This window comes from Hyphobacterium indicum (genome assembly GCF_003129605.1).
In the GTDB taxonomy this organism is placed as follows: domain Bacteria; phylum Pseudomonadota; class Alphaproteobacteria; order Caulobacterales; family Maricaulaceae; genus Hyphobacterium; species Hyphobacterium indicum.
Genome location: NZ_QBDX01000002.1, coordinates 171,831 through 192,376, shown reverse-complemented (window position 1 = coordinate 192,376; position 20,546 = coordinate 171,831). Strand labels below are relative to the sequence as shown.

14 protein-coding genes are annotated in these 20,546 nt (G+C 61.3%); 7 read left to right on the top strand and 7 right to left on the bottom strand.

Annotation, left to right across the window (positions count from 1 at the left end; genetic code table 11):
• Together DBR16_RS05290 and DBR16_RS05285 are read right to left on the bottom strand one after the other, a co-directional pair.
• Window positions 1-1,143, bottom strand: coding sequence for a cysteine desulfurase family protein (locus DBR16_RS05290; protein ID WP_109260220.1), 1,143 nt, complete (start codon window positions 1,141-1,143; stop codon window positions 1-3).
• Window positions 1,144-1,162: 19 nt separating this feature from the next.
• Window positions 1,163-1,627 carry an Rrf2 family transcriptional regulator gene (locus tag DBR16_RS05285; RefSeq protein WP_109260219.1) on the bottom strand — a complete coding sequence of 155 codons (465 nt, stop codon included), beginning with the start codon at window positions 1,625-1,627 and terminating at the stop codon, window positions 1,163-1,165.
• 212 nt (window positions 1,628-1,839) lie between these two features.
• On the opposite strand from DBR16_RS05285, the gene DBR16_RS05280 reads away from it, so the two are divergent.
• A complete protein-coding gene (locus DBR16_RS05280; RefSeq protein WP_109260549.1) occupies window positions 1,840-2,517 on the top strand; it encodes an alpha/beta hydrolase in 678 nt (225 codons plus the stop codon).
• Here DBR16_RS05280 and DBR16_RS05275 read toward each other — a convergent pair.
• Window positions 2,514-3,620, bottom strand: a complete 1,107-nt coding sequence (locus DBR16_RS05275) for an anhydro-N-acetylmuramic acid kinase (RefSeq protein WP_109260218.1) — start codon at window positions 3,618-3,620, stop codon at window positions 2,514-2,516. The genes DBR16_RS05280 and DBR16_RS05275 overlap by 4 nt on opposite strands.
• 68 nt (window positions 3,621-3,688) lie before the next feature.
• Here DBR16_RS05275 and tyrS point away from each other — a divergent pair, with 68 nt between their 5' ends.
• Window positions 3,689-4,939, top strand: coding sequence for a tyrosine--tRNA ligase (gene tyrS, locus DBR16_RS05270; protein WP_109260217.1), 1,251 nt, complete (start codon window positions 3,689-3,691; stop codon window positions 4,937-4,939).
• A 1-nt stretch (window position 4,940) separates the two neighbouring features.
• Here tyrS and DBR16_RS05265 read toward each other — a convergent pair whose 3' ends face one another.
• Entirely contained in the window at window positions 4,941-8,414 is a 3,474-nt protein-coding gene (locus DBR16_RS05265) for a YhdP family protein (protein ID WP_109260216.1), read from the bottom strand.
• 99 nt (window positions 8,415-8,513) lie between these two features.
• Here DBR16_RS05265 and bcp point away from each other — a divergent pair, with 99 nt between their 5' ends.
• The 3 genes from bcp (at window position 8,514) to DBR16_RS05250 (ending at window position 10,909) form a co-directional block, all read left to right on the top strand.
• Complete coding sequence (gene bcp, locus DBR16_RS05260) at window positions 8,514-8,987, top strand: thioredoxin-dependent thiol peroxidase (protein WP_109260215.1); 474 nt, start codon at window positions 8,514-8,516, stop codon at window positions 8,985-8,987.
• 127 nt (window positions 8,988-9,114) lie between these two features.
• Window positions 9,115-10,338 (top strand): M23 family metallopeptidase, encoded by a 1,224-nt coding sequence (locus tag DBR16_RS05255; RefSeq protein WP_233347598.1) that lies wholly within the window; start codon window positions 9,115-9,117, stop codon window positions 10,336-10,338.
• Between the two features lie 61 nt (window positions 10,339-10,399).
• Window positions 10,400-10,909: a bactofilin family protein gene (locus DBR16_RS05250; protein WP_233347596.1), complete on the top strand. Its 510-nt coding sequence runs from the start codon at window positions 10,400-10,402 to the stop codon at window positions 10,907-10,909.
• Between the two features lie 39 nt (window positions 10,910-10,948).
• Here DBR16_RS05250 and prfB read toward each other — a convergent pair.
• The 3 genes from prfB to DBR16_RS05235 form a co-directional block, all read right to left on the bottom strand.
• Window positions 10,949-12,086, bottom strand: a protein-coding gene (gene prfB / locus DBR16_RS05245) for a peptide chain release factor 2 (protein ID WP_109260212.1) whose coding sequence is annotated in 2 segments (ribosomal slippage) — window positions 10,949-12,016 and window positions 12,018-12,086 — 1,137 coding nt in all. Because the reading frame shifts where the segments join, the coding sequence is not laid out codon by codon here.
• An 82-nt stretch (window positions 12,087-12,168) separates the two neighbouring features.
• Window positions 12,169-14,709, bottom strand: a complete 2,541-nt coding sequence (locus DBR16_RS05240; protein WP_109260211.1) for a penicillin-binding protein 1A — start codon at window positions 14,707-14,709, stop codon at window positions 12,169-12,171.
• Between the two features lie 95 nt (window positions 14,710-14,804).
• Window positions 14,805-16,025, bottom strand: coding sequence for an N-acetylmuramoyl-L-alanine amidase (locus tag DBR16_RS05235; RefSeq protein WP_109260210.1), 1,221 nt, complete (start codon window positions 16,023-16,025; stop codon window positions 14,805-14,807).
• A 426-nt stretch (window positions 16,026-16,451) separates the two neighbouring features.
• Between DBR16_RS05235 and DBR16_RS05230 the strand changes: the two genes are divergently transcribed.
• Both DBR16_RS05230 and DBR16_RS05225 read left to right on the top strand, forming a co-directional pair.
• A complete protein-coding gene (locus DBR16_RS05230; protein ID WP_109260209.1) occupies window positions 16,452-19,043 on the top strand; it encodes an Rne/Rng family ribonuclease in 2,592 nt (863 codons plus the stop codon).
• Between the two features lie 93 nt (window positions 19,044-19,136).
• Entirely contained in the window at window positions 19,137-20,507 is a 1,371-nt protein-coding gene (locus tag DBR16_RS05225) for a M48 family metalloprotease (RefSeq protein ID WP_109260208.1), read from the top strand.
• The last annotated feature ends 39 nt before the right edge of the window (window positions 20,508-20,546 follow it).

Genomic DNA, 20,546 nt, shown 5'->3' with positions numbered 1-20,546 from the left:
TTAAGCGATTTCCTTGAGACGCGGTTTGACCCGCGCATATTCGGTTGACCAGGCCTTCAGAAAGGCCTCGACGTCAGCTTCGGTCGAATTCCAGCCCAGGCTGACCCGGATCGTGCAGCCTGCCGTCTTCTCGCACATCATCGAGGCCCAGGTTCTCGACACGCCGGTCTTGCCCGATGAACAGGCCGAGCCGGAACTAACGCAGATGCCGGACAGGTCGAGTGCAATCACCTGCATGCCACCTTCCCAACCCGGCACACAAATGGCCGAAGTGTTGGGCGTGCGGGGCGCGTTCTTGCCGAGAAAACAGATGCTTGGGCCGATTTCCTGCAATTGGGATTCAATCCGGTCGCGCCAGATTCCGATCTGCTTCCATTTGTCCGGCTCCGCCAGACAGGCCTCCAGTGCCTTGGCAAAGGCATAGGCTCCCGGCACATTCTCCGTGCCCGAGCGTCGGCCCTTTTCCTGGCCACCGCCGCGCCTTGGCACATCAAATGGGGCGTCGCACGCCAGGATTAAAGCCCCCACGCCTTGCGGCCCGCCGACCTTGTGCGCGGAAACCGCCGCATAATGCGCCCCGGAGGCGGCGAAATCGAACGGGATTTTTCCCAGCGCCTGCACGGCATCGATATGGAACAGCCCGCCAGCCTCGCGGACAATGCGCGCGGCTTCGGCAAAGGGCTGGATCACTCCGGTTTCGTTATTGGCGGCATGGAGACAAACCAGCACCTTTTCGTCTTCTCCGAGCGCTGAAAGCCGGTTTTGCAACCAGGTCAGATCGGCCAGCCCGTCGCGTGTGATCGGCAACAACTCGACCGGCAGCGCGGTGGTCTCGGCGAACCGCGCGACGGCTTCGTGTTCGCTGACCGTATGGATGATGCGGGTCACGCCACCGCCCCGCACCGCGCCTTCAATGGCGAGGTTATCGGCTTCGGTACCGCCGGCCGTGAAGACGATGTCATTCGGCTGGGCGCAGACGGACCGGGCAATCGACAGGCGGGCGTGTTCAAGAATGGCGCGCGCGCCTCGCCCGGCGGAATGAACAGCTGACGCGTTTCCGCCCCGATCCATGGCATCCAGCAATGCCTGGCGCGCCTCAGGACGTACCGGCGTTGTTGCATTGTGATCGAGATAGACTGCCATTTCCCGCAATTGCCTTTGTCTATTCCGCCGCCATCGGGTCCGATGTGCGTTCATTCGCACCCCGGGCCGCGCCCATCACCCGCCCGGCAATCACATCTTCCAACGTGATCGATCCGAGGAACAGGTAGATGTGGCGACTCAGCTCATCCCACAGATCATGAGTGATACAGCGGCGGCCATTCTCTATACAGCCCCTGGCCTCACCTTCGCAGCGCGTGATATCGACGCTCTCATCGACGGCGGACATGATATCGATCACGCGGATGTTCTCCGCTGGCCGTGCCAGGGAATAACCGCCGCCGGGTCCGCGCACGGAATCGACAAGCTCGGCTTTGCGCAAGCGTGCGAACAATTGTTCAAGATAGGATAGCGATATGGATTGGCGCGAGGCGATGTCGGCCAGAGTGACGGGACCGCGTATGGATCTGCGGGCCAGATCGGCCATCGCCATGACGGCATAGCGGCCTTTGGTGCTTAACTTCATGTCTTCACTCCCCAAAACCCTCGCATTTACAAGGCGGCTTGTGTTATCACGCGCCATCTTTGCCAGGGCGGCTGGAACATTACGTTCAGGGACGTACATCTCCGAGTGTTTTAGTCAACTTTTTAGTGCCCGCATACACTTAGTTTCTGGCTGATTGCAGTTGATAAACCGCGTCAGTTAGTTGGGAATTGAAAAAGAAAGGCGAAATCGCCATGCCTGACGTCATCATCCCCGGCCCGGAAGGGCGCCTGGAAGGCCGTTATGCTCCGGGTGAAGCGGACAATGCTCCAATCGCTCTGATTTGCCATGCCCATCCGATGGGCGGCGGGAATATGGAAAACCACACCTCGGTGATGATGTATGACATCTTCCGCAAGCGGGGTTTTGCGACATTGCGGTTCAATTTCAGGGGAGTCGGCCGCAGCCAGGGCAGCTATGATCAAGGGCTGGGTGAATTGTCCGATGCCGCGACGGCGCTCGACTGGATCCAAGCCTATAACAATAATGCGCCCTTTTCCTGGGTGGCCGGTCATTCCTTCGGTGCGTGGGTGGGGATGCAGCTTCTGATGCGCCGCCCGGAAGTCGGCGGTTTCATCTCGGTGGCCCCGCCCACCAACATGTATGATTTCAACTTCCTCGCCCCCTGCCCGGCCTCGGGCATCATCCTGCATGGCTCCGAAGACAAGATCGTGCCCTATGACGATATGGAGCGCATGATGAGCAAGGTGCGTGTCCAGAAGGGCATTGTCATCGAGCGCGAGGAAGTGCCGGGTGCCGGTCACATGTTCTCGACCCATCTCGAGGAGCTGGAGAAGCGGATCGAGGCCTATCTTGACCGGCGTCTGCCGATTGTCATGGAAGAGCGCAAAGCCGTCCGCCCACGCCGCTAGACCGCTTTTGCCAACCGGCCTCCCGTCATCGGCTCCGGCACGCCGGTCGTTGACGGCAGGCTGAGCGGCAGGCCCTTGATCGAGCGGACAGCGAGCCAGGCGAAGGCCTGGGCCTCCATCAGATCACCATTCCAGTTGACCGCTTCGACGGGCTCGGCCGGACGATCCAGCCGTTCGGCAATCGCCGCCATCATCACCGGATTTTTCCGTCCACCGCCTGTCGCCAGAATGCGTTCGGGCCGCCCCATCCGCAAAATGGCGTCGGCCACGGTCTGCGCGGTAAAAGCTGTCAGCGTGGCGGCTCCGTCTTCCGGCGAAAGCCCGCGCACCGGATCCAGCGAGAAATCCCAGCGGTCCAGAGATTTGGGCGGCGGCAAGGCGAAATAGGGATGATTCATGAGCTGCGACAGCGCTGCCGCATTCACAGTGCCACGGGCGGCCAGCGCTCCATTCCGGTCGCAGGATTCGCCAATCGTCTGTTCACACCAGGCATCCAGCAAGCCGCTGGCCGGTCCGGTGTCAAAGGCGACCGGGTCACCCGCGCCCAGCCAGGATACATTTGCCACACCGCCCAGATTGAGCACCGCAACCGGACCGTCGAGCTTGTCGCGGCGGAACAGGGCTTCGTGATACAGCGTGGCCAGCGGTGCGCCATGGCCGCCGGCGGCAATATCGGCGCTGCGCATGTCATAGACGACATCAATGCCCACGGCTTTCGCCAGTGCCGGGCCATTGCCGATCTGGCGGGTCGCGCCGCGCCGCTCCGGTGTTGGCGCGCGATGCAGCACGGTCTGACCGTGGAAGCCGACAAGATCAATATCGTCCGCGGGCAGTCCCGCCGATGCGATCACGCCTTTCACGGCACGGGCATGGGCCTCGGTGAGCGCGCGTTCGGCGTCCGCAAATTCCGGGGGCTCCTCGCCGTCGAATTTCCATTTCAGAGCGGCATTGACGGCCGCCTGCAGGCGCGCCCTCTCCGCATTCGAATAGGGCTGTTCCGTGCCGGCAAGCGGCGTGATCCACATGCCGCCATCGGTCTCGATCACTGCGGCATCCACTCCGTCAAGCGAGGTGCCACTCATCAGTCCGATCACACGATACATGCTGCCCCCTTCCGGCTTTGGAAAAGCGCCGCTAAAAGACGCGGCCAACCCCTAATCAGGCCGAAGCCATGACCGAATACAAGTCCGAACTCATCAAAACGCTGGTTTCCCGCGGCTATCTCAATCAGGCCACCGATATCGAAGGTCTGGATGACGCCGCCGCAAACAAGCGGATTACCGGCTATATCGGCTTTGATATGACGGCCGATTCCCTGCATGTCGGGTCGCTTGTGCAGATCATGATGCTGCGCCGGATGCAACAGGCCGGGCACAAGCCGATCATACTGGTGGGCACGGGTACGACCAAGATCGGTGACCCGTCCGGCAAGGACCAGTCGCGCAAGATGACGACCGATGCAGCGATCGCTGCCAACAAGGCCGGCATTCTAAAAGCGTTCGACAAGCTCCTGACCATCGGTGACGGCCCAACCGATGCCATTGTCGTCGACAATGATGAATGGCTGTCGAAATTCGGGTATCTCGAATTCCTGCGCGAATACGGCCCGCATTTCACCATCAACCGGATGCTGACATTCGAGTCGGTGAAATTGCGGTTGGACCGCGAACAACCCCTCACCTTCCTCGAATTCAACTACATGCTCCTGCAGGCGGTTGATTTCCTGGAGTTGTCACGCCGCTATGACTGCACGCTGCAGCTGGGCGGCGGTGACCAGTGGGGCAATATCATCAACGGCGTGGAATTGTGCCGGCGCATCGACCAGAAACCGGTCTTCGGCTTCACCACGCCACTGATCACGACCGCCTCCGGCGCCAAGATGGGGAAGACGGAATCCGGCGCGATCTGGCTCAATGAAGACCGTCTCAGCCCTTATGAATACTGGCAGTTCTGGCGCAACACCGAAGATGCCGATGTCGGCCGCTTCCTGCGGCTCTTCACCGATGTGCCGCTGGACGAGATTGCCGAACTCGAGAAAGCGGACGGTGCCGCTCTCAACGCGGTCAAGGTGCGGCTCGCCAATGAAGCCACGGCCATGCTGCACGGTGACGATGCGGCCCGGGAGGCAGAGGAAACAGCACGGGCCACATTCGCGGATGGCGGGACAGGCGGAGCCTTGCCGGCCTTTGACATTGCGGCATCAGAGCTGTCAGCAGGGATGCCGGTGCTTGCGCTTCTCACCGGGGCCGGATTTGCCGAATCCAACGGCGAGGCCAAGCGTCTGGTCAAAGGTGGCGGCGTGCGGGTGAATGGCCAGATCGTATCCGATCCTCAAGCTGTCATAACCACTGGCGACCTGGTGGACGGGGCAATCAAGATTTCCGCCGGGAAAAAGCGCCACGCACTGGCCAGAGCCATCTGACTCAGTTTTCCGGCCCGTCTCCGCTCGCATCATTATCCGTGACCTCGTCCGGGGGAGTTGTTTCCGCCTCCGGTTCGGGCGTCACCGCATTTTCAATATCTTCTTCCACGGCCTGCCGGGCCCGTTCACGATCCGCGGCAGAGCCTTCGAACAGGCGGCGGAGGAGACCGGGTGCCAGTACGGAAAGCGGGTTGGCGATCACCGTCGGCTGATCAAACGGGCCTTCGGCCGAGAAGGTTATGCCGATCACGCCCTCACCCGGACGCGACACCAGTGCATCCCCGACAATGGGCAGGTTTCCGACAAAGGAATTCAACCCGTAGGACGGAGCGAGCACACCGTCCAGTGCCAACCGGTCCTGCGTCATGTTGATCGTGCCCTCGGTCGTGACCCCCAGTGACGGGCCGCTGGCGCGCGCTTCCGAAATGCCGATATTCCCGTCCTCGATTGTCACGCCGGCCTGCAGCAGATCAAAGGCGATGCCCTCATCTCCGCTCAGCAAGGCGGCCAGCCCTGGCAGGGACCCGGCAGCCAGCACCCGCGCCAGTACCGGCATGCGGATCAGCGTGAAGGGGCCCGACTCGACATAAAATTCGGTTCGTCCGTCCTCACCCGGTGGCGGCGTGGAGCCCGTGACGCTGAGCGCACCGCCCTCGACATTGTCATAAAGATCCAGAAGCCGCAGGAATTCGCCAAAATCAGGCGCGTCGAGTGCAATCTCGCGCCGGCCTCCGGGGCCGGATTCCATATCCAGTGCAAAGACGCCGTCCGGTGTGCCGGCACGGACCGTCAGCAATTCACCCTCTGCTGCCGATGACTGCCAGTCGAGGCGCAGGTTATCATAGCGGATAGCATTCGTGACCTGTATCTCATCAAAAGCGACGGTCAGCCCCAGAGGCGGCGGTGCGCCCCCTGCGCCGGAGAAATCCGTCAATGACGGCAACAGTCCGGTCGCATCGAAGAACGGCCCTTCAATCATAAAGGCCAGCGGTCCGTCCGGGCCTTGAGGCCGCTCCACCGCGCCAGAAGCCTCGATATAATTCTCTAGGAAAAGCCGCGAGATGCCGGCAGACAGAATCCGGCCGTCTGCAGCAAAACGGGCCGTCGCCTGCGCATCAAGCCCGTCAGCCTGCATGCTGAAACGCTCGATCATAACCGACCCGTCATCGCCGAACTGCATTTCGGCTTCGGCATCCGCCGCCTCGCCTTCCGGCTTTATGAATACGCCACCGGGCCATTCGATCCGGGCGTCCAGCAGGTCGGCGGCGAGCGAAACAGTATCAAACGCGAAAGCTTCGCCCAGCGTCCGGATGCGCACATCAATGGCCCCGTCCAGATAACGGCGCAGCGGAATCCCCAGCCGGTCCAGTGCCGCCGCATCCAGACGGGCCTCAAGATCCAGCGCCGTGGAGGCGGCGCCTTCGGGCAGCCCGAGTGTTTCCACCCATCGAATGCGCGTATTGGCTCCGGCCAATTCCGCATCACCGCTGACTTCCACAGCTTGCGGGGTGGCCGTCAGCTGAATGTCGCCATTGCTCAGAACCAGGTCGCGTAGGCCGGTATTCATGGCGACATCGGTAAAGTCAGCACGAATGTCAAAACCGATGTCCTCAACCGCGACATCTTCCAGCATGGGACGGCGGATTTCAAAGGTCACATCGCCTTGTCCGGTGATCATTTCCGGATCAAGTCCATAATCGGAAACCAGGTTGAGCGGCGGTTCGTCGATCAGGGACAGAACCGCCTGAGCCCGTGCAGTGGCTTCACCGCCGAACGTCGCGATGGCACCGCGCGGATTGAGACGCGGAATATTGACATGCCCATTGCGGACCGGTGTCTCGCCGATGAACCCCTCGTCCATTGTCAGCTCGAAAGAATTACCGAACAGGGTGGCCCGGCCGCTGCCACGGGTCACTGGCGTCATGGTCGAGATGTATCGGAATGCGGCATTTTCGAATGCGAAGCCGAGCGTCATACGCTCATCTTCGAGCCGTTTCGCCACCAGAGCCTCGGCATTCAGGTCAAGATCAAGGTGGGCGTCAAACAGCCGCCCGGAAATTACCGCCTCCTCAATCCAGCGGCGTGCCCCATCGGCCAGCTCAACCGGCCAGTATTGCAGCACCAGGTCCGGCGAAATATCGCCTTCGACCGGGCCTGTGAGTTGAAGGTCCGGAAGCCAGCGCCCGTCTTCCACCTGCCGCAACCGCGCGAGACCGGTCAGGCGGGCGATGATGGGGCCGATACTGGCATCCAATCGGTCAAAGCCGATCTCGATTGCGCGGGCATTCATTTCACCGGACAGGTCAATAGAATTCCATTCCGGCGGCACTTCAAAAACGCCTCCCAGATCCAGCCGCCCCGCCCCGATGGCGAGCTCGTAATTCCAGCGGCGCGGAAAGGCATCATCGAATTCGCGCATATCGAAAATGCGGCCGTTGACGGTCGTTGCCAACAGGTCGGTATCAATCTCCAACTCGTTAATACGGACGGCACCATCCACGGGCTCGTATTCGATACTCGCCGAAAGGCCGCGAATGGCCTGCGCCTCGGGGCCGCGGCCCAGTTGTCCCTCCCCGACCCGCAGGTTGAGATTTGCCGCGCGGATGCCGTCACTTCGGGACGCGCTGGCGAACATCTCCACAGAAACCGGGGCATTGATATTGCCGGCACCGGCAAACGGTCCGGACAGCGGGGCGATGGCGCGCGGGGACAGGTTTCCGGCCCGGGCCTCAAACAGGAAGGTGTTCAGATCAGCGCCCGCTTCAATGCGCATGGCCACAGGCGCAAAGCCGGCCGTTGTTGCAAAACGCCCGGACAGGTCGGCCTGCAAGCGATCCGGATTCCGGTCCAGATGGAGCTCGGCCTGATCAATATACCAGTCGAGATGATTGATGGCATCCACGACACGGACCGATGCCGAACGGATGGACACATTGGTCAGGCGCCCGAGCAGGGCATTGTCTTCGGGATTGCGAAGGAGTTCGAGGACGGCATCCACATCGCGGCCACGGCCGGCCGGGCGGGCGTCCCGGGCGACACGCTCCGGCGAGCCGAGGCCGGCTCCGACCGCGCCATCGGCCCGGCGCACAATGGACACTGCACCGCCCTCGATCGACACTCGGGCGGGGGCGATGCGCCCCACAATCAGCGTATCAAGGCCAAATCCGGCCTCGATAAGCGGCGCTCGCGTGATGACATTGCCGCCCGCTTCGGCAACCGTAACGTCCCGCGCGGCGATGATGAGCAAGCCGGTTGTGGTTTCGAAGCGGGCTTCCAGCGACGTCAGGGCGACCAGATCGCCCTCGAAAGCATCGGCGAGGCGCGCCTGGGCATCGGCCACAAGAAAATCCAGCTCCATCGGACCCTGCGACAGGCGCCAGATCAGCGCGCCCCCCGCAAACAGGCCCAGAGCGAAAAGAACCGCAACCGCTTCCAGCGCGTAAATCACAAAGACGCGGATGGAACGCTTGATCATCAGGGCAGGCCTCGTGCAGTCGGCGGGGCTGTCGTCAGCTCCAAATCTTGTATGACAGAGCGGCCGGTATTGCACCCGGCGGAAACAGGGAGACCCGGAATGACAACACTCACGGAAGGCCAGAAGGCGCCGGACTTCGAATTGCCGGCTGATGGCGGCGGAATGGTCAGGCTGTCGGATTTTTCCGGCAAGATCGTGATTCTCTATTTCTATCCCAAGGACTCGACCCCGGGATGCACAACCGAGGCCATCGATTTCTCCGGGCTCAAGGCAGATTTCGACAAAGCCAATGCCGTTGTCATCGGTATTTCACGCGACAGCGTTAAACGGCATGACAATTTCAAGGCCAAGAACGATCTCAAAGTCATCCTGGGGGCCGATCTGGAAGGGCGTGTGACGGAAGATTATGGTGTCTGGGTCGAAAAGAGCCTGTATGGCCGCAAATATATGGGAATTCAGCGCGCAACCTTTCTGATTGATTCGCAAGGCGTAATTCAAAAAGTGTGGCCAAAAGTCAAAGTAAAGGGGCATGCCGGCGAGGTGCTGGCCGCGGCGCAAGCGCTTTCTGGCTGAAATCGCGAATGTTATTTGGCGCGCTGATTGCATAACGAAATATTGATAAGTCGGGCAGGATCGTGTCCTATGCCCGGCGATCCGGGGTGGCTCAGAACAGGTGCGGACCAGTTATATGATTTCTGGCGTGTTTCAGAAGGCGTGGGATATAGCCGAGCAATGGTTTCCCAATCGCCAGATCTATCACCGCAGTGAGGGTCAGGTTCGGTATTTCGAACTGACAACCACGATGCAGGTGAGCGCGCTGGCCAGCGTCGTGGCGCTGACCGGCTGGCTCTGTTTCACAACCATCTCCGTGGCCTTCCATGGCTATCAGCTGTCGCAACAGACCGCGGCGATGGAACGGGTGCGATATGAATCCTCCCGCATGGTCAGCGAAGCCATGGCAAATGAGGCCGCGACACAGGCCATGTTTGAATCGCAGGTCGAGGAATTCCGCTCGACCGCCAATGAATTCCAGTCCCGTCACGAAACGCTCAGCCAGTTGATCCAGCTGGTGGAAGAAATTGACGGTGATGAGTACGACCCCTCCCCGGCGCTTGAAGGCGGACGCCTGCTGATGGCGGCGACGCCCGCCGATCCAACGCCGCGCCGGGCCCGCGACGAACTGGCCATTTCGATCAGCGATCCGAATGCGCCGGAGGACCGGGTCAGCTCGCTGATTGAACAACAGGACGTGGTTCTGGCTGAAGCCGAAGATGCTGCAGAGGCCCGCCTGGAAAATCTCCGCGCGGTGCTGCGGCTGACCGGGCTGCGTCTGGACGATGTCCTGGCCGAGAACCGTGAGAATGAGGAAAGCGGCGGGCCGTTCCTGTCGATTGCCAGCTCCGCCTTTGCCACCGAGCTGGATATGGATGACGCCTTTTCAGCGCGTGTCGCCCGGATCGCCACACGGCTGATCGAGGCCCGCGAGATCGAAGCGGCGGTCATGTCGTTACCGCTGGGGGTTCCGATCCGCGGCGAATTTCGCGAAACCAGCGATTACGGCCCGCGCATGGATCCCTTCACCGGCCGCCCGGCCTATCATTCGGGGCAGGATTTTGTGTCTGCCGAGTATCGTACACCTATTTATGCAGGTGGACCCGGCCGCGTCGTTTACGCAGGCTGGCGCTCGGGTTATGGTCGCACGGTGGAGATCGACCATGGCTACGGTTTCATGACCCGTTATGGCCACCTCTCCTCGATTGACGTCAGACGCGGTGATACCGTGCGCATCGGCCAGCAGATCGGCCGCATGGGCTCCACCGGCAGAAGCACCAGTACGCACCTGCATTATGAAGTCTGGAATAATCGACAAACGCTTGACCCCGAACGTTTCCTGAGAGCCGGACAATATGTTCAACAGAACTAAAGAGAATTCTTCAGACGGCGCCGCCAGCGCCCCTCAACCGTCCCCCGTCAAAAGGTCCGCCATGAAATCGAAAGCCCCCTCTATCATCAGCGCCGACATGGTGCTCCACGGTTCCCTCACATCCGAGGGTGAAGTTCAACTGGATGGAAGCGTGGAAGGCAATATCCGCGCCGGGTCGCTCACCATTGGCGAGGAAGCCTCGGTTGATGGTGAAGTCGTTGCCGAAACGGTGATTGTCCGCGGCAAGGTCAAGGGCTCCATCCGCGCCCGTCAGGTCCAGCTAGCCGCAACCGCGCGGATCGAAGGCGATATCGTCCACTCCGCCCTGTCGATGGAAAGCGGCGCTTTCTTTGACGGTCATTGCCGCCATTCGTCTGATCCGGTGGCAGATGCGGGCAAATCGTCGGGTGCCAAAGCACCGGCCGCTGCTACACCCTCCTCCGGTTCCGGCGCGGCCACGCCACCGCCGTCCTCGTCTTCGAGCAGCAGCTCGCCGTCTTCACCGCCAAAAGCCAGCGAATCTTCCAGCAATCCGTCGCTGGACCTGCCAAAGGCCAAAAGCTCGGCTTAGGCTTCGCTGAACTTTGTTGAATGACGACGCCGCCGGTGCCTAGCCGGCGGCGTTTTCGTCTGTGCTCTCGCCCAGCTGGGCCGCCAGAGCCGCCGCCATGAATTCATCGAGATCACCATCCAGCACACCCTGTGTATTGGAGGTTTCAACGTTGGTGCGTAAATCCTTGACCATCTGATAGGGCTGCAGAACGTAAGAGCGGATCTGCCGTCCCCAGCCGATCTCGGTCTTTGAATCCGCCTCGGCCTGGGCTGCCGCTTCGCGCTTTTGCAATTCCAGTTCGTAGACACGGGCACGCAGCATGTTCCAGGCGGTCGCCCGGTTCTTGTGCTGGGAGCGGTCATTCTGGCACTGGACCACAATCGGATCGGTTTCACCGGGCGGCGTATAGGTCAGCCGCACCGCGCTGTCGGTCTTGTTGATGTGCTGTCCGCCCGCCCCGGAGGCACGATAGGTATCGGTGCGCACCTCGCTTTCGGGAATGTCGACCTCGATCGTATCGTCAACCAGCGGATAGGCCCAGACACTGGCGAAGCTGGTGTGACGGCGGGCATTGGAATCGAACGGGGAAATCCGCACCAGGCGGTGAACACCGGCCTCGGTTTTCAGCCAGCCATAAGCATTTTCGCCCCTGACCAGCAATGTGCATGACTTGATTCCGGCTTCTTCGCCCGCCTGCTCCTCGATCACTTCGACCTTGTAGCCGGAAGCATTGGCCCAGCGCATATACATGCGCTGCAACATCGCGGCCCAGTCCGTAGCCTCGGTACCGCCGGCACCGGGATGAATTTCGATATAGGCGTCATTGCCATCAGCCTCGCCGGAGAGCAGCGCATCAAGCTCGGCCCGCGCGGCCTTGTCCCGGGCCTTCTCGAGCGCAGCAACCGCCTCGGCCATCAGGTCTTCATCGCCGTCGGCTTCGGCGAGTTCAGCCAGTTCGGCATTGTCGGAAAGCTCGGATTCAAGTTCCTGGATCGCCTTCATCGACGATTCCAGCTTGTTGCGTTCCCGCATCAGGGCCTGAGCCTTGACCGGGTCATCCCAGAAGGACGGGTCCTCGGCGCGGGCGCTTAGTTCGTCGAACCGTTTTTCAGCCGTAGGCCAGTCAAAGACGCCTCCTCAGCAGTCCCACTGACCGCTCGATTTCGTCCGACAGGTTTTGCACATCTGCGCGCATGGATCATTCCTTGTTCCGAGACTTCCGGATAGCCGCGACTGCGGGCGCTATCAAGACGGCCTCTGCATTGAAGATGCCGGGGTCAGTAGATACCGCCGAGATCCTCATCGGTGGAATCGTCATCGGAGTTCCCGGAAACAGCGCTGCCGGTGAAGGTCAGGCCGGTTTCCCGGTTGCCGCCGTCGCGGCTGGGTTCCGTACCCGGCTGGAAAGCCTCCAGAATCGTGCCCGGACGGCCCAGAACGGACGGCTCGCCCGTGCGCGCATCAATCGGCACGAGGCTGACGCCTTCGGGGACACGGAACGGCGCAACCGGGTAGTTCTGCAGGGCCACTTCCAGGAAATCGCGCACGATCGGGGTCGCGACGCGGCCACCGGCTTCGCCCGCACCCATTTGCTGAGGGGAATCAAAGCCGACATAAGCGCCAACGACTATGTCCGGCCCGAAGCCGACAAACCAGGCGTCACGGAAATCATTGGTCGTGCCGGTCTTGCCAGCGAGCGGGCGGCCAAGCGAGCGTAAGGCGGTGCCCGTACCGCGTTGCACCGCGCCCTCCAGAATATGCACAATCTGATAGGCTGTGACGGGGCTGACGACTTCCTCGCCCAGCTCGGGAACTTCAGGCTCCGCCATCCCCGGTTGCCACTCCTCGACATCATACTCATCGCTGGCGCGGGGATCATGGACGTAAATGGACTCGCCATTGCGGTCCTGAACCCGGTCGATAATAGTGGGTTCAATCCGGGCACCGCCATTCACGAGTGCGCCATAGGCGGTCACCAGACGCCAAAGCGTGGTCTCGCCGGCACCGAGCGACATCGCCAATACCGGTTCGAGATCGTCATAAATGCCGAAGCGCTCGCCATATTCGGCAATCGGGCCCATGCCCATTTCCTGCGCCAGACGGACGGTCATGACATTCCGCGACAATTCCAGTCCGAGGCGGAGCGTCGACATGCCGTAAAAGCGTTCGGAATAATTCTGCGGACGGTAGAAACGCAGATCCGGTCCGCCGGAGGCCACAAAGGGCGCATCCAGGATCATCGAGACCGGCGTATAGCCATTATCCAGCGCGGCGGCGTAAACGAAGGGCTTGAAAGACGAGCCCGGCTGACGCCGCGCCTGTGTCGCCCGGTTGAACTGGCTTTGCTGGAAGGAATAGCCGCCCGCCATCGCCAGCACGCGGCCGGTGTGCGGATCGAGGGCCAGAAGACCGCCATTGACGGCCGGCACCTGCCGCAAGCCGAAGCCTGTGGCATTACCGTCTTCATCGCGGATTTCCTCGGCAAGGACGACATCGCCCACCGACAGCACGTCCGACGGGCTGTTGATGGTCGGACCCAGCAACCCGTCTTCAAGCGACTGGCGCGCCCATTCCAGCTCCGACAGGGAAATCCGTCCTTCAGCCGGCTCGGGACCGGCCTCCTCTTCCTCGTCCTGTTCTATCGCGTCGATGATTTCATTGCCGTCATCCTCGGGATGGATGAGATAGCCGATACGGACAGCGTCACTACCGACTTCCAGCACAACGGCCGGCCTCCAGGTGTCATTGATGTCGGGAGGGATGCCTTCAAACGCGTCCAGACGGCCAGCCCAGCCCTCGCCTGCCTCGATCTGACCGAGCGGGCCGCGATAACCATGGCGGCGGTCATAGGCTTCCAGCCCGTTGCGCAACGCATTGCGGGCGGCCAGCTGAAGGCGCGTGTCCAGCGTTGTGCGGATGGACAGGCCGCCATTATAGAGCTGATCATCGCCATAGGTATCAAACAGCTGACGGCGGGCTTCCTCGACAAAGTACTCCGCTGCGAGATATTCCTCGCCGCTGAAGCGCTCGATCACCAGCATCGGCTCCTGCGCGGCGGCCTCAGCTTCTTCCTGCGTGATGAAACCCTCGATCGCCATGCGCGAAAGCACCCAGTTGCGCCGGTCAAGCGTACGCTCGGGGTGGCGGATCGGATGAAACCGCGACGGACCATTCACCACGGCCGCCAGAAATGCACTCTCGGCCAGTGTCAATTCGTCCAGCGACTTGCCGAAATAATTCATGGCTGCGGCGGCGACCCCATAAGAGCGGCGGCCGAAATAGATCTCGTTGAGATAGAGCTCGAGAATATCATCCTTTTCGAAGGCGCGCTCGATGCGCCGCGCCAGAATCATCTCGCGAACCTTGCGCTCCAGGCGCTGATCGGATGACAGAAGGAAGTTTTTTGCCACCTGCTGGGTGATGGTGGACGCCCCTTCCAGCCGGTCATCCCGGATGACATTGCCGATATTGTTGATGGCGGCACGAATAATGCCGCGAAAATCAAGCCCGCCATGCTCGTAGAAATTGGCATCCTCAGCTGCGAGGAAGGCATTCGACAGCGTCGGGGGAATGCGGTCGATGGGCACAAAGACGCGGCGTTCCCGGGCAAATTCGGCGATCAGACGGCCATCGCCGGCGTGAACCCGGCTGGTGATCGGCGGCTCGTATTCTGCCAGCTGGGTATAATCCGGCAAGTCCTGCGAGACTCGCGCCACATAGACAACGGCCACAATCAGGCCGATCAGCCCGAACGCCAGAGCTGCGCCGCCGCCCCAGATGGCTGCCCGCAAAGTATTTCGCCACGTAAAGAGTTTCATGCCGCTCCCGTCAGACCGGTTAGATTGCTTCGCCTGTTGTCAACATTATGGCGAAGCCTGCGTTTGAACGAAAGCCGTTTATCGCCTGAAGTGTATCAGGGGATGGGAGTCAACGCCGCAGCCCGGACAGGATTGCTGCCGCGCACTTCATCGCGCGCGAAATACGCATCAATGGCGCGCAGTACGGCTGCCATCTGACGCGACCGCGACCGCTCCGAGCGCATATTCGCCAGATCGGAGGGGTTGGTCATGAAGCCCATTTCCAGCAGCACGGCCGGGACTCGCGGATCGAGCAACACGAAGAGATTGGCTTCGCGGTGCGGATTCTGCAGCAGCGGCCCGGCTTCAGCGAGGTGCTGAAGCATGACTTCGGCAAAGGCTGTCGACTGATTGCGCTTCTCGCGCAATTCCAGCTCCACCAGAATATTGTTCACATCAGCGCGGCTTGTGTGGTTGGCTCCCCGGCGCGCAATCTGGCGCGCCCGGTTCTCGGCCCGGTCATTGAGCGTGTAAACGGCGGCACCGCGCGTCTGCGCACTCGGTGAAGAATCGGCGTGAATGGACAAAAACAGGTCCGCGCGCTGCTCGGCCATGACACCAACGCGCTCTTCCCAGGACGGGTAGGTATCGTCGTTGCGGGTCATATAGACGACATAGCGCCCGGTGGCCTCCAGCTGACGCTGCAGTTCGCGCGCCGCCGCCAGCGTGACATCGGCCTCCTCGGCTCCCCCTGACCCGAGCGAGCCCGGGTCGTGCCCGCCATGGCCGGCATCCAGCACGATAACCCGGCGTTCACGGGGAGGTGGAACATAAACAGCCTCGACGCGTTCGGCGATCAGCTGGCTGAGATCAGAGGCCTCCGGAAAACCGGAAGCGGCCTCCGCCTGCCCGGCCTCGACCCGGCGCAGATCGACCACAAGGCGGTGATGCGGATTGTCGGCATTCGCAGGAATGCCGAACTGGTTCACGATCACCGACGGCCCGTCCAGTTCGAAAACAATACGCGAGGCATCGGCGGAACGGTCGAAAAAGCGGAAATCATCAACGAGGCCATAGCCCAGCCCCTCGCCGGTTTCGAGGCCGGCGACCGACCAGGCCGAGCGGGGCAGATCGACCACCAGCCGCATTGACGGATCGGACACGGTGAAGGCGCGAAAATCCAGCTCGGACGACATTTCCACGACGATGCGGGTTTCGCCATCATCACCGCCAAAGCGGACCTGGCGGATTTCAGACGCATCAAGGGCAGCTGCGGTTGCGGAACCGGCCAGCCCCGTGAGCAGGAGCGAAATCAGGAAAGAGGACATTCTGCCCATAACACCACCATCGCAAACGCCGTGATTCGGTGCACGGCTTTTTTCCAGTGTTACCCGCTTTGCATTGACGTTTCGTTGACAGCATTACGATTTCCGGCTTGCTGATCAAACGCTTTCCATTCGCCCCGCTTTCGGGCATGTTGAAAAGCGTTCCGGAGGGCGAAGCGCTTGCGCCGCCCGGCCGAGGTCCCAGTCCGGAACGCGCCGAGGCGGCTATCCGCCAAAACGCACTTCATCCCGCAGGTCCTGTCGTTCAGGCCTGCGACCCGAAACGCCCGTGAGGCCGCTTGCGAAGAGCCCTCACACCAGGAAAGTTTAACATGCGCGTCGCGCCGATTTTCCAGCCCCTACAATCAAACACAGACGGGACTGTCCGCTGCGCCGCGCCGCCGCACCCTTTCGGGATGCGCGCAGGAGCAAATTTGCATGTCAAAGAAAATGCTGATCGATGCGAGTCACTCGGAAGAGACTCGCGTCGCCATCGTCGAAGGATCCCGCGTCGAGGAGTTTGATTTTGAATCCGCGGCCAAGAAACCCATCCGCGGAAACATCTATCTGGCAAAAGTCACCCGCGTAGAGCCCTCTCTGCAAGCGGCTTTTGTCGAATATGGCGGCAATCGCCACGGCTTCCTCGCCTTTAATGAAATCCATCCGGATTACTACCAGATCCCGCACGAGGATCGCCTTGCCTTGCAGGCCGAGGAAGAAAAGGCCGTCGAGGAAGCCATGGCCGATTCCGAGGAATCCGATGGCACGGAAGGCGAAGACGGAGCCGAGGATGACGCCGATGTCGAAGTCGAGGCCGTCGCCCGGAAACGCCGGAATTTCTTCCGCAAATACAAGATCCAGGAAGTCATCAAGCGGCGTCAGGTGCTGTTGGTCCAGGTGGCCAAGGAAGAGCGCGGCAACAAGGGCGCGGCGCTGACGACCTACTTATCATTGGCCGGCCGCTATTGCGTGTTGATGCCGAATACGCCCCGTGGCGGCGGCATTTCCCGCAAGATTGCCAATGGCAGCGACCGCAAGCGCCTGAAGGACATCGTCAATGGCCTCGACCTGCCCACAGGCATGGGGCTGATCGTGCGTACTGCCGGTGCCAGCCGGACCAAGGCTGAAATCCGCCGCGATCATGATTATCTGCGCCGCGTCTGGGATGATATCCGTGCCAAGACGCTGGAATCCGTCGCTCCGGCCCTCGTTTATGAAGAGGGCGATCTGGTGCGCCGCGCCATTCGCGACATGTATGACCGCGATGTCGAGATCGTTCTGGTCGAGGGTGAGGAAGGCTATAAGGACGCCAAGGGCTTCATGAAGCTGCTGATGCCCTCACATGCCTCCAAGGTGCAGCAATACAAGGAGCCGATGCCGCTTTTCGTCCGGCATCATGTCGAGGACCAGCTCGAATCCGCCTACAATGCGGAAACCCAGCTGAAATCCGGCGGATATCTGGTCATCCACCAGACCGAAGCCCTGGTGGCGATTGACGTGAATTCCGGGCGCTCCACCAAGGAACGCAATATCGAGGACACCGCGCTCAAGACCAATCTCGAAGCCGCTGACGAGGCGGCCCGCCAGATGCGGTTGCGGGACCTGGCCGGACTGATCGTGATCGACTTCATCGACATGGAAGAAAACCGGAATATCCGGGCTGTCGAAAAGCGCATGAAAGATGCGCTGAAGAAAGACCGGGCCCGCCTGCAAATGGGCCGCATCTCGCAATTCGGCCTGATGGAGATTTCACGGCAGCGCCGCCGCACCTCGATCCTGGAAGGCTCGACCCAGACCTGCCCGCATTGTGGCGGCAAGGGTTATCAGCGCACGCCGTCGTCCAGTTCTCTGGTGGCGTTGCGCGCACTGGAAGAAGAAGGCGTACGGCGCCGGGCCGGCAAGGTCCGCATTTCCCTGCCAACGGATGTGGCGCTCTATCTGCTCAACGAGAAACGCGATCACGTATTGGCCCTGGAGCAGCGCTACCAGTTCCGTGTCCTGATCGCTGCGGACCCGGACCTGATCCCGCCCGACTGCAAGGTCGAGGTGCTGGAAACCCGGGAACGGAACGCACAGGACGATGCCGACGAAGTTCCGGTTACGCAGTACATCCCGGTTATTGAAGACGATCCGGTTGATGATGATGACGAAGTTGATGCCGGCAATGAGCGCGCGCGTGACTCCGGTGATGAGAGCAGCAATGAAAGCGGCGGACGCCGCCGACGCAGCCGTCGCCGCCGCCGGAAAGATGATGACGGATCTGCTTCGGATGCAAATGCATCCGCGACGGATTCCGCCGACGATTCAGATGAAGGCGATGGCGAAAGCCAATCCGCATCCCGGCCGGAAACGGATGAAGATGGCCAGCCTCGCAAGCGCCGCCGCCGCGGGCGACGGGGCGGACGTGGCCGCCGCCGCAACAGGGGAGATGGCAACACCCCGAATGACGAGTCACAACCCGATTCAAACGCGCCTTCCGATATCGCCGAAGCCCCTGCCGGCATGGCGGTGATTGATCCGGAAGCGGAAATCGAGGCCTTGCCCGCCAGCGAAGCTGCTGCCGAACCGCCCAAACGCCGGACACGCCGCAGGAAAGCCGATGCCGCAATAAAGGCAGAGGGATCGGATTCCGATTCTGTGGCCGCGCCTGAAGCGGCAGCCGCCCAGACCGACGCCGAGGCAAAGCCCTCGCGTGGCCGCAAGCCGCGCAAGAAGCCTGACGCTGCCGTGGAGCAAGCCGCTGCTGCGGAGGATTCGCCTGCCGCCGAGGAAAAACCAAAGCGCAAGCGGGCACCGCGCAAAAAGGCGGCCGACGCTGCTGATACATCCGCTGATCCAGCGACTCCCGAAGCGGAGGAAAAGCCCAAGGCTACCCGCAGCCGCAAGAAGCCAGCGGCCAAAGCCGAAACAAAAGCTGACGAAAAGGCCGAAACACCGTCAGCGTCCAAGCCGGCTGATGATGCGGGCAAGGACAGTGGCCCGAAGCGTACAGGCTGGTGGCAAAAGGGCACCAAACTGTTCGGCGGCTGATCAATTGCATGTGAGGGGCAACGGATGGGCTTGGTCCATCCGTTGCATGTGCTAGGTTCTTTATTCAGCGGGGGCTGTTCGAAGGATATCTGTATGCGTGCCCTGATCGCTTTATTCACCGGATTGCTGACCATTCTTGCGTCCAGCGGGTCCGCACTTGCGCAATCTCTCATTCGCGATACAGAAATCGAGATCATGCTGCGGGATTATACTGACCCCTTCCTGCGGGTCGCAGGTCTCGAGCCCACCGATGTCGGCCTGTTCATTATCGCCGACCCGTCGATCAATGCCTTTGTCACCGGTGGCCAGAATATCTACATGCATACCGGCACGATCCTGGAAGCAAGCGATCCGCTGCAGATCAAGGGCGTTCTGGCGCATGAGACCGGGCATATCTCCGGGGCTCACCTGGCGCGTACTGGCGAGGCGATGAATCAGGCGGCCATCCCGATGTTCGCCACACTGGGCCTTGGTGTTCTGGCGGCAATCGCGGGCGAAGGCGGCGCGGCCGGCGCACTGATGGCGTCCAGCCAGCAATTCGGCGCATTGCAGTTTTTCACTTATACACGGACGCAGGAATCCGCTGCAGACCAAGCCGCGGTCCGCTTTCTCGAGGAAACCGGCACTTCCGCTGCAGGGTTGATGGAATTCTTCGAACGTTTCCGTTACCAGGAAGCGTTCAGCCCGGCCCGGCGCTTCCCCTATTTCCGGACTCACCCGCTGTCGTCCGCGCGTGTGGCATCGTTGCGGGAGGCGGTCGCCCGGTCACCCTATGCTGACCAGCCCGAGAGCCCGGAAGAGATTGCACGGCTGGAACGCGTGCAGGCGAAAATCTATGGCTTCATGGCAGAGCCCGGACACGTCTTCTACCGCTATCCGGAATCGGATCAGAGCCTGCCGGCCCGCTATGCACGGTCGGTAGCCTATTATCATGATGCCCGCATGGATGAAGCGCGGGAGGAAATCGAATCGCTGATCGAGGAAGAACCGGACAATCCGTTTTTCTTCGAGCTTTATGGTCAGATGTTGTTTGAAAGCGGTCATGCCGAGGAATCCATTCAATATCATCAGCGGTCCGTGGACCTGATGCCGCAAGCCCCGCTATTGCGGATCAATCTGGCAATGTCGATGATCGCGGCGGATGATGACATGTATCTCGAAGACGCTCAGCAGCATTTGCGCGTGGCGCTGGATATCGAGCCCGACAATTCCTTTGCCTGGTACCAGCTGTCCATCGTTCACGAGCGCAATGGGGATACCGCTCGCGCCCAGCTGGCAATCGCCGAGCAATCCTATGCGCTGGGTGACAGCGGTCGGGCCATGCAATTTGCGTCCCGCGCCCGCCCGCAGCTGGAGCCGGGCACGCCAGACTGGTATCGCGCCAGCGAGCTGCTGGCCGTGGCTCAGGCCAGCCTGCCTTCAGGGGGGCAGCAGCGTCAGCGCCGCCTCGGTTTCACCGAGTAACAGCAGCATCATTGGCACATCGGACACAGGCAGCTAAAT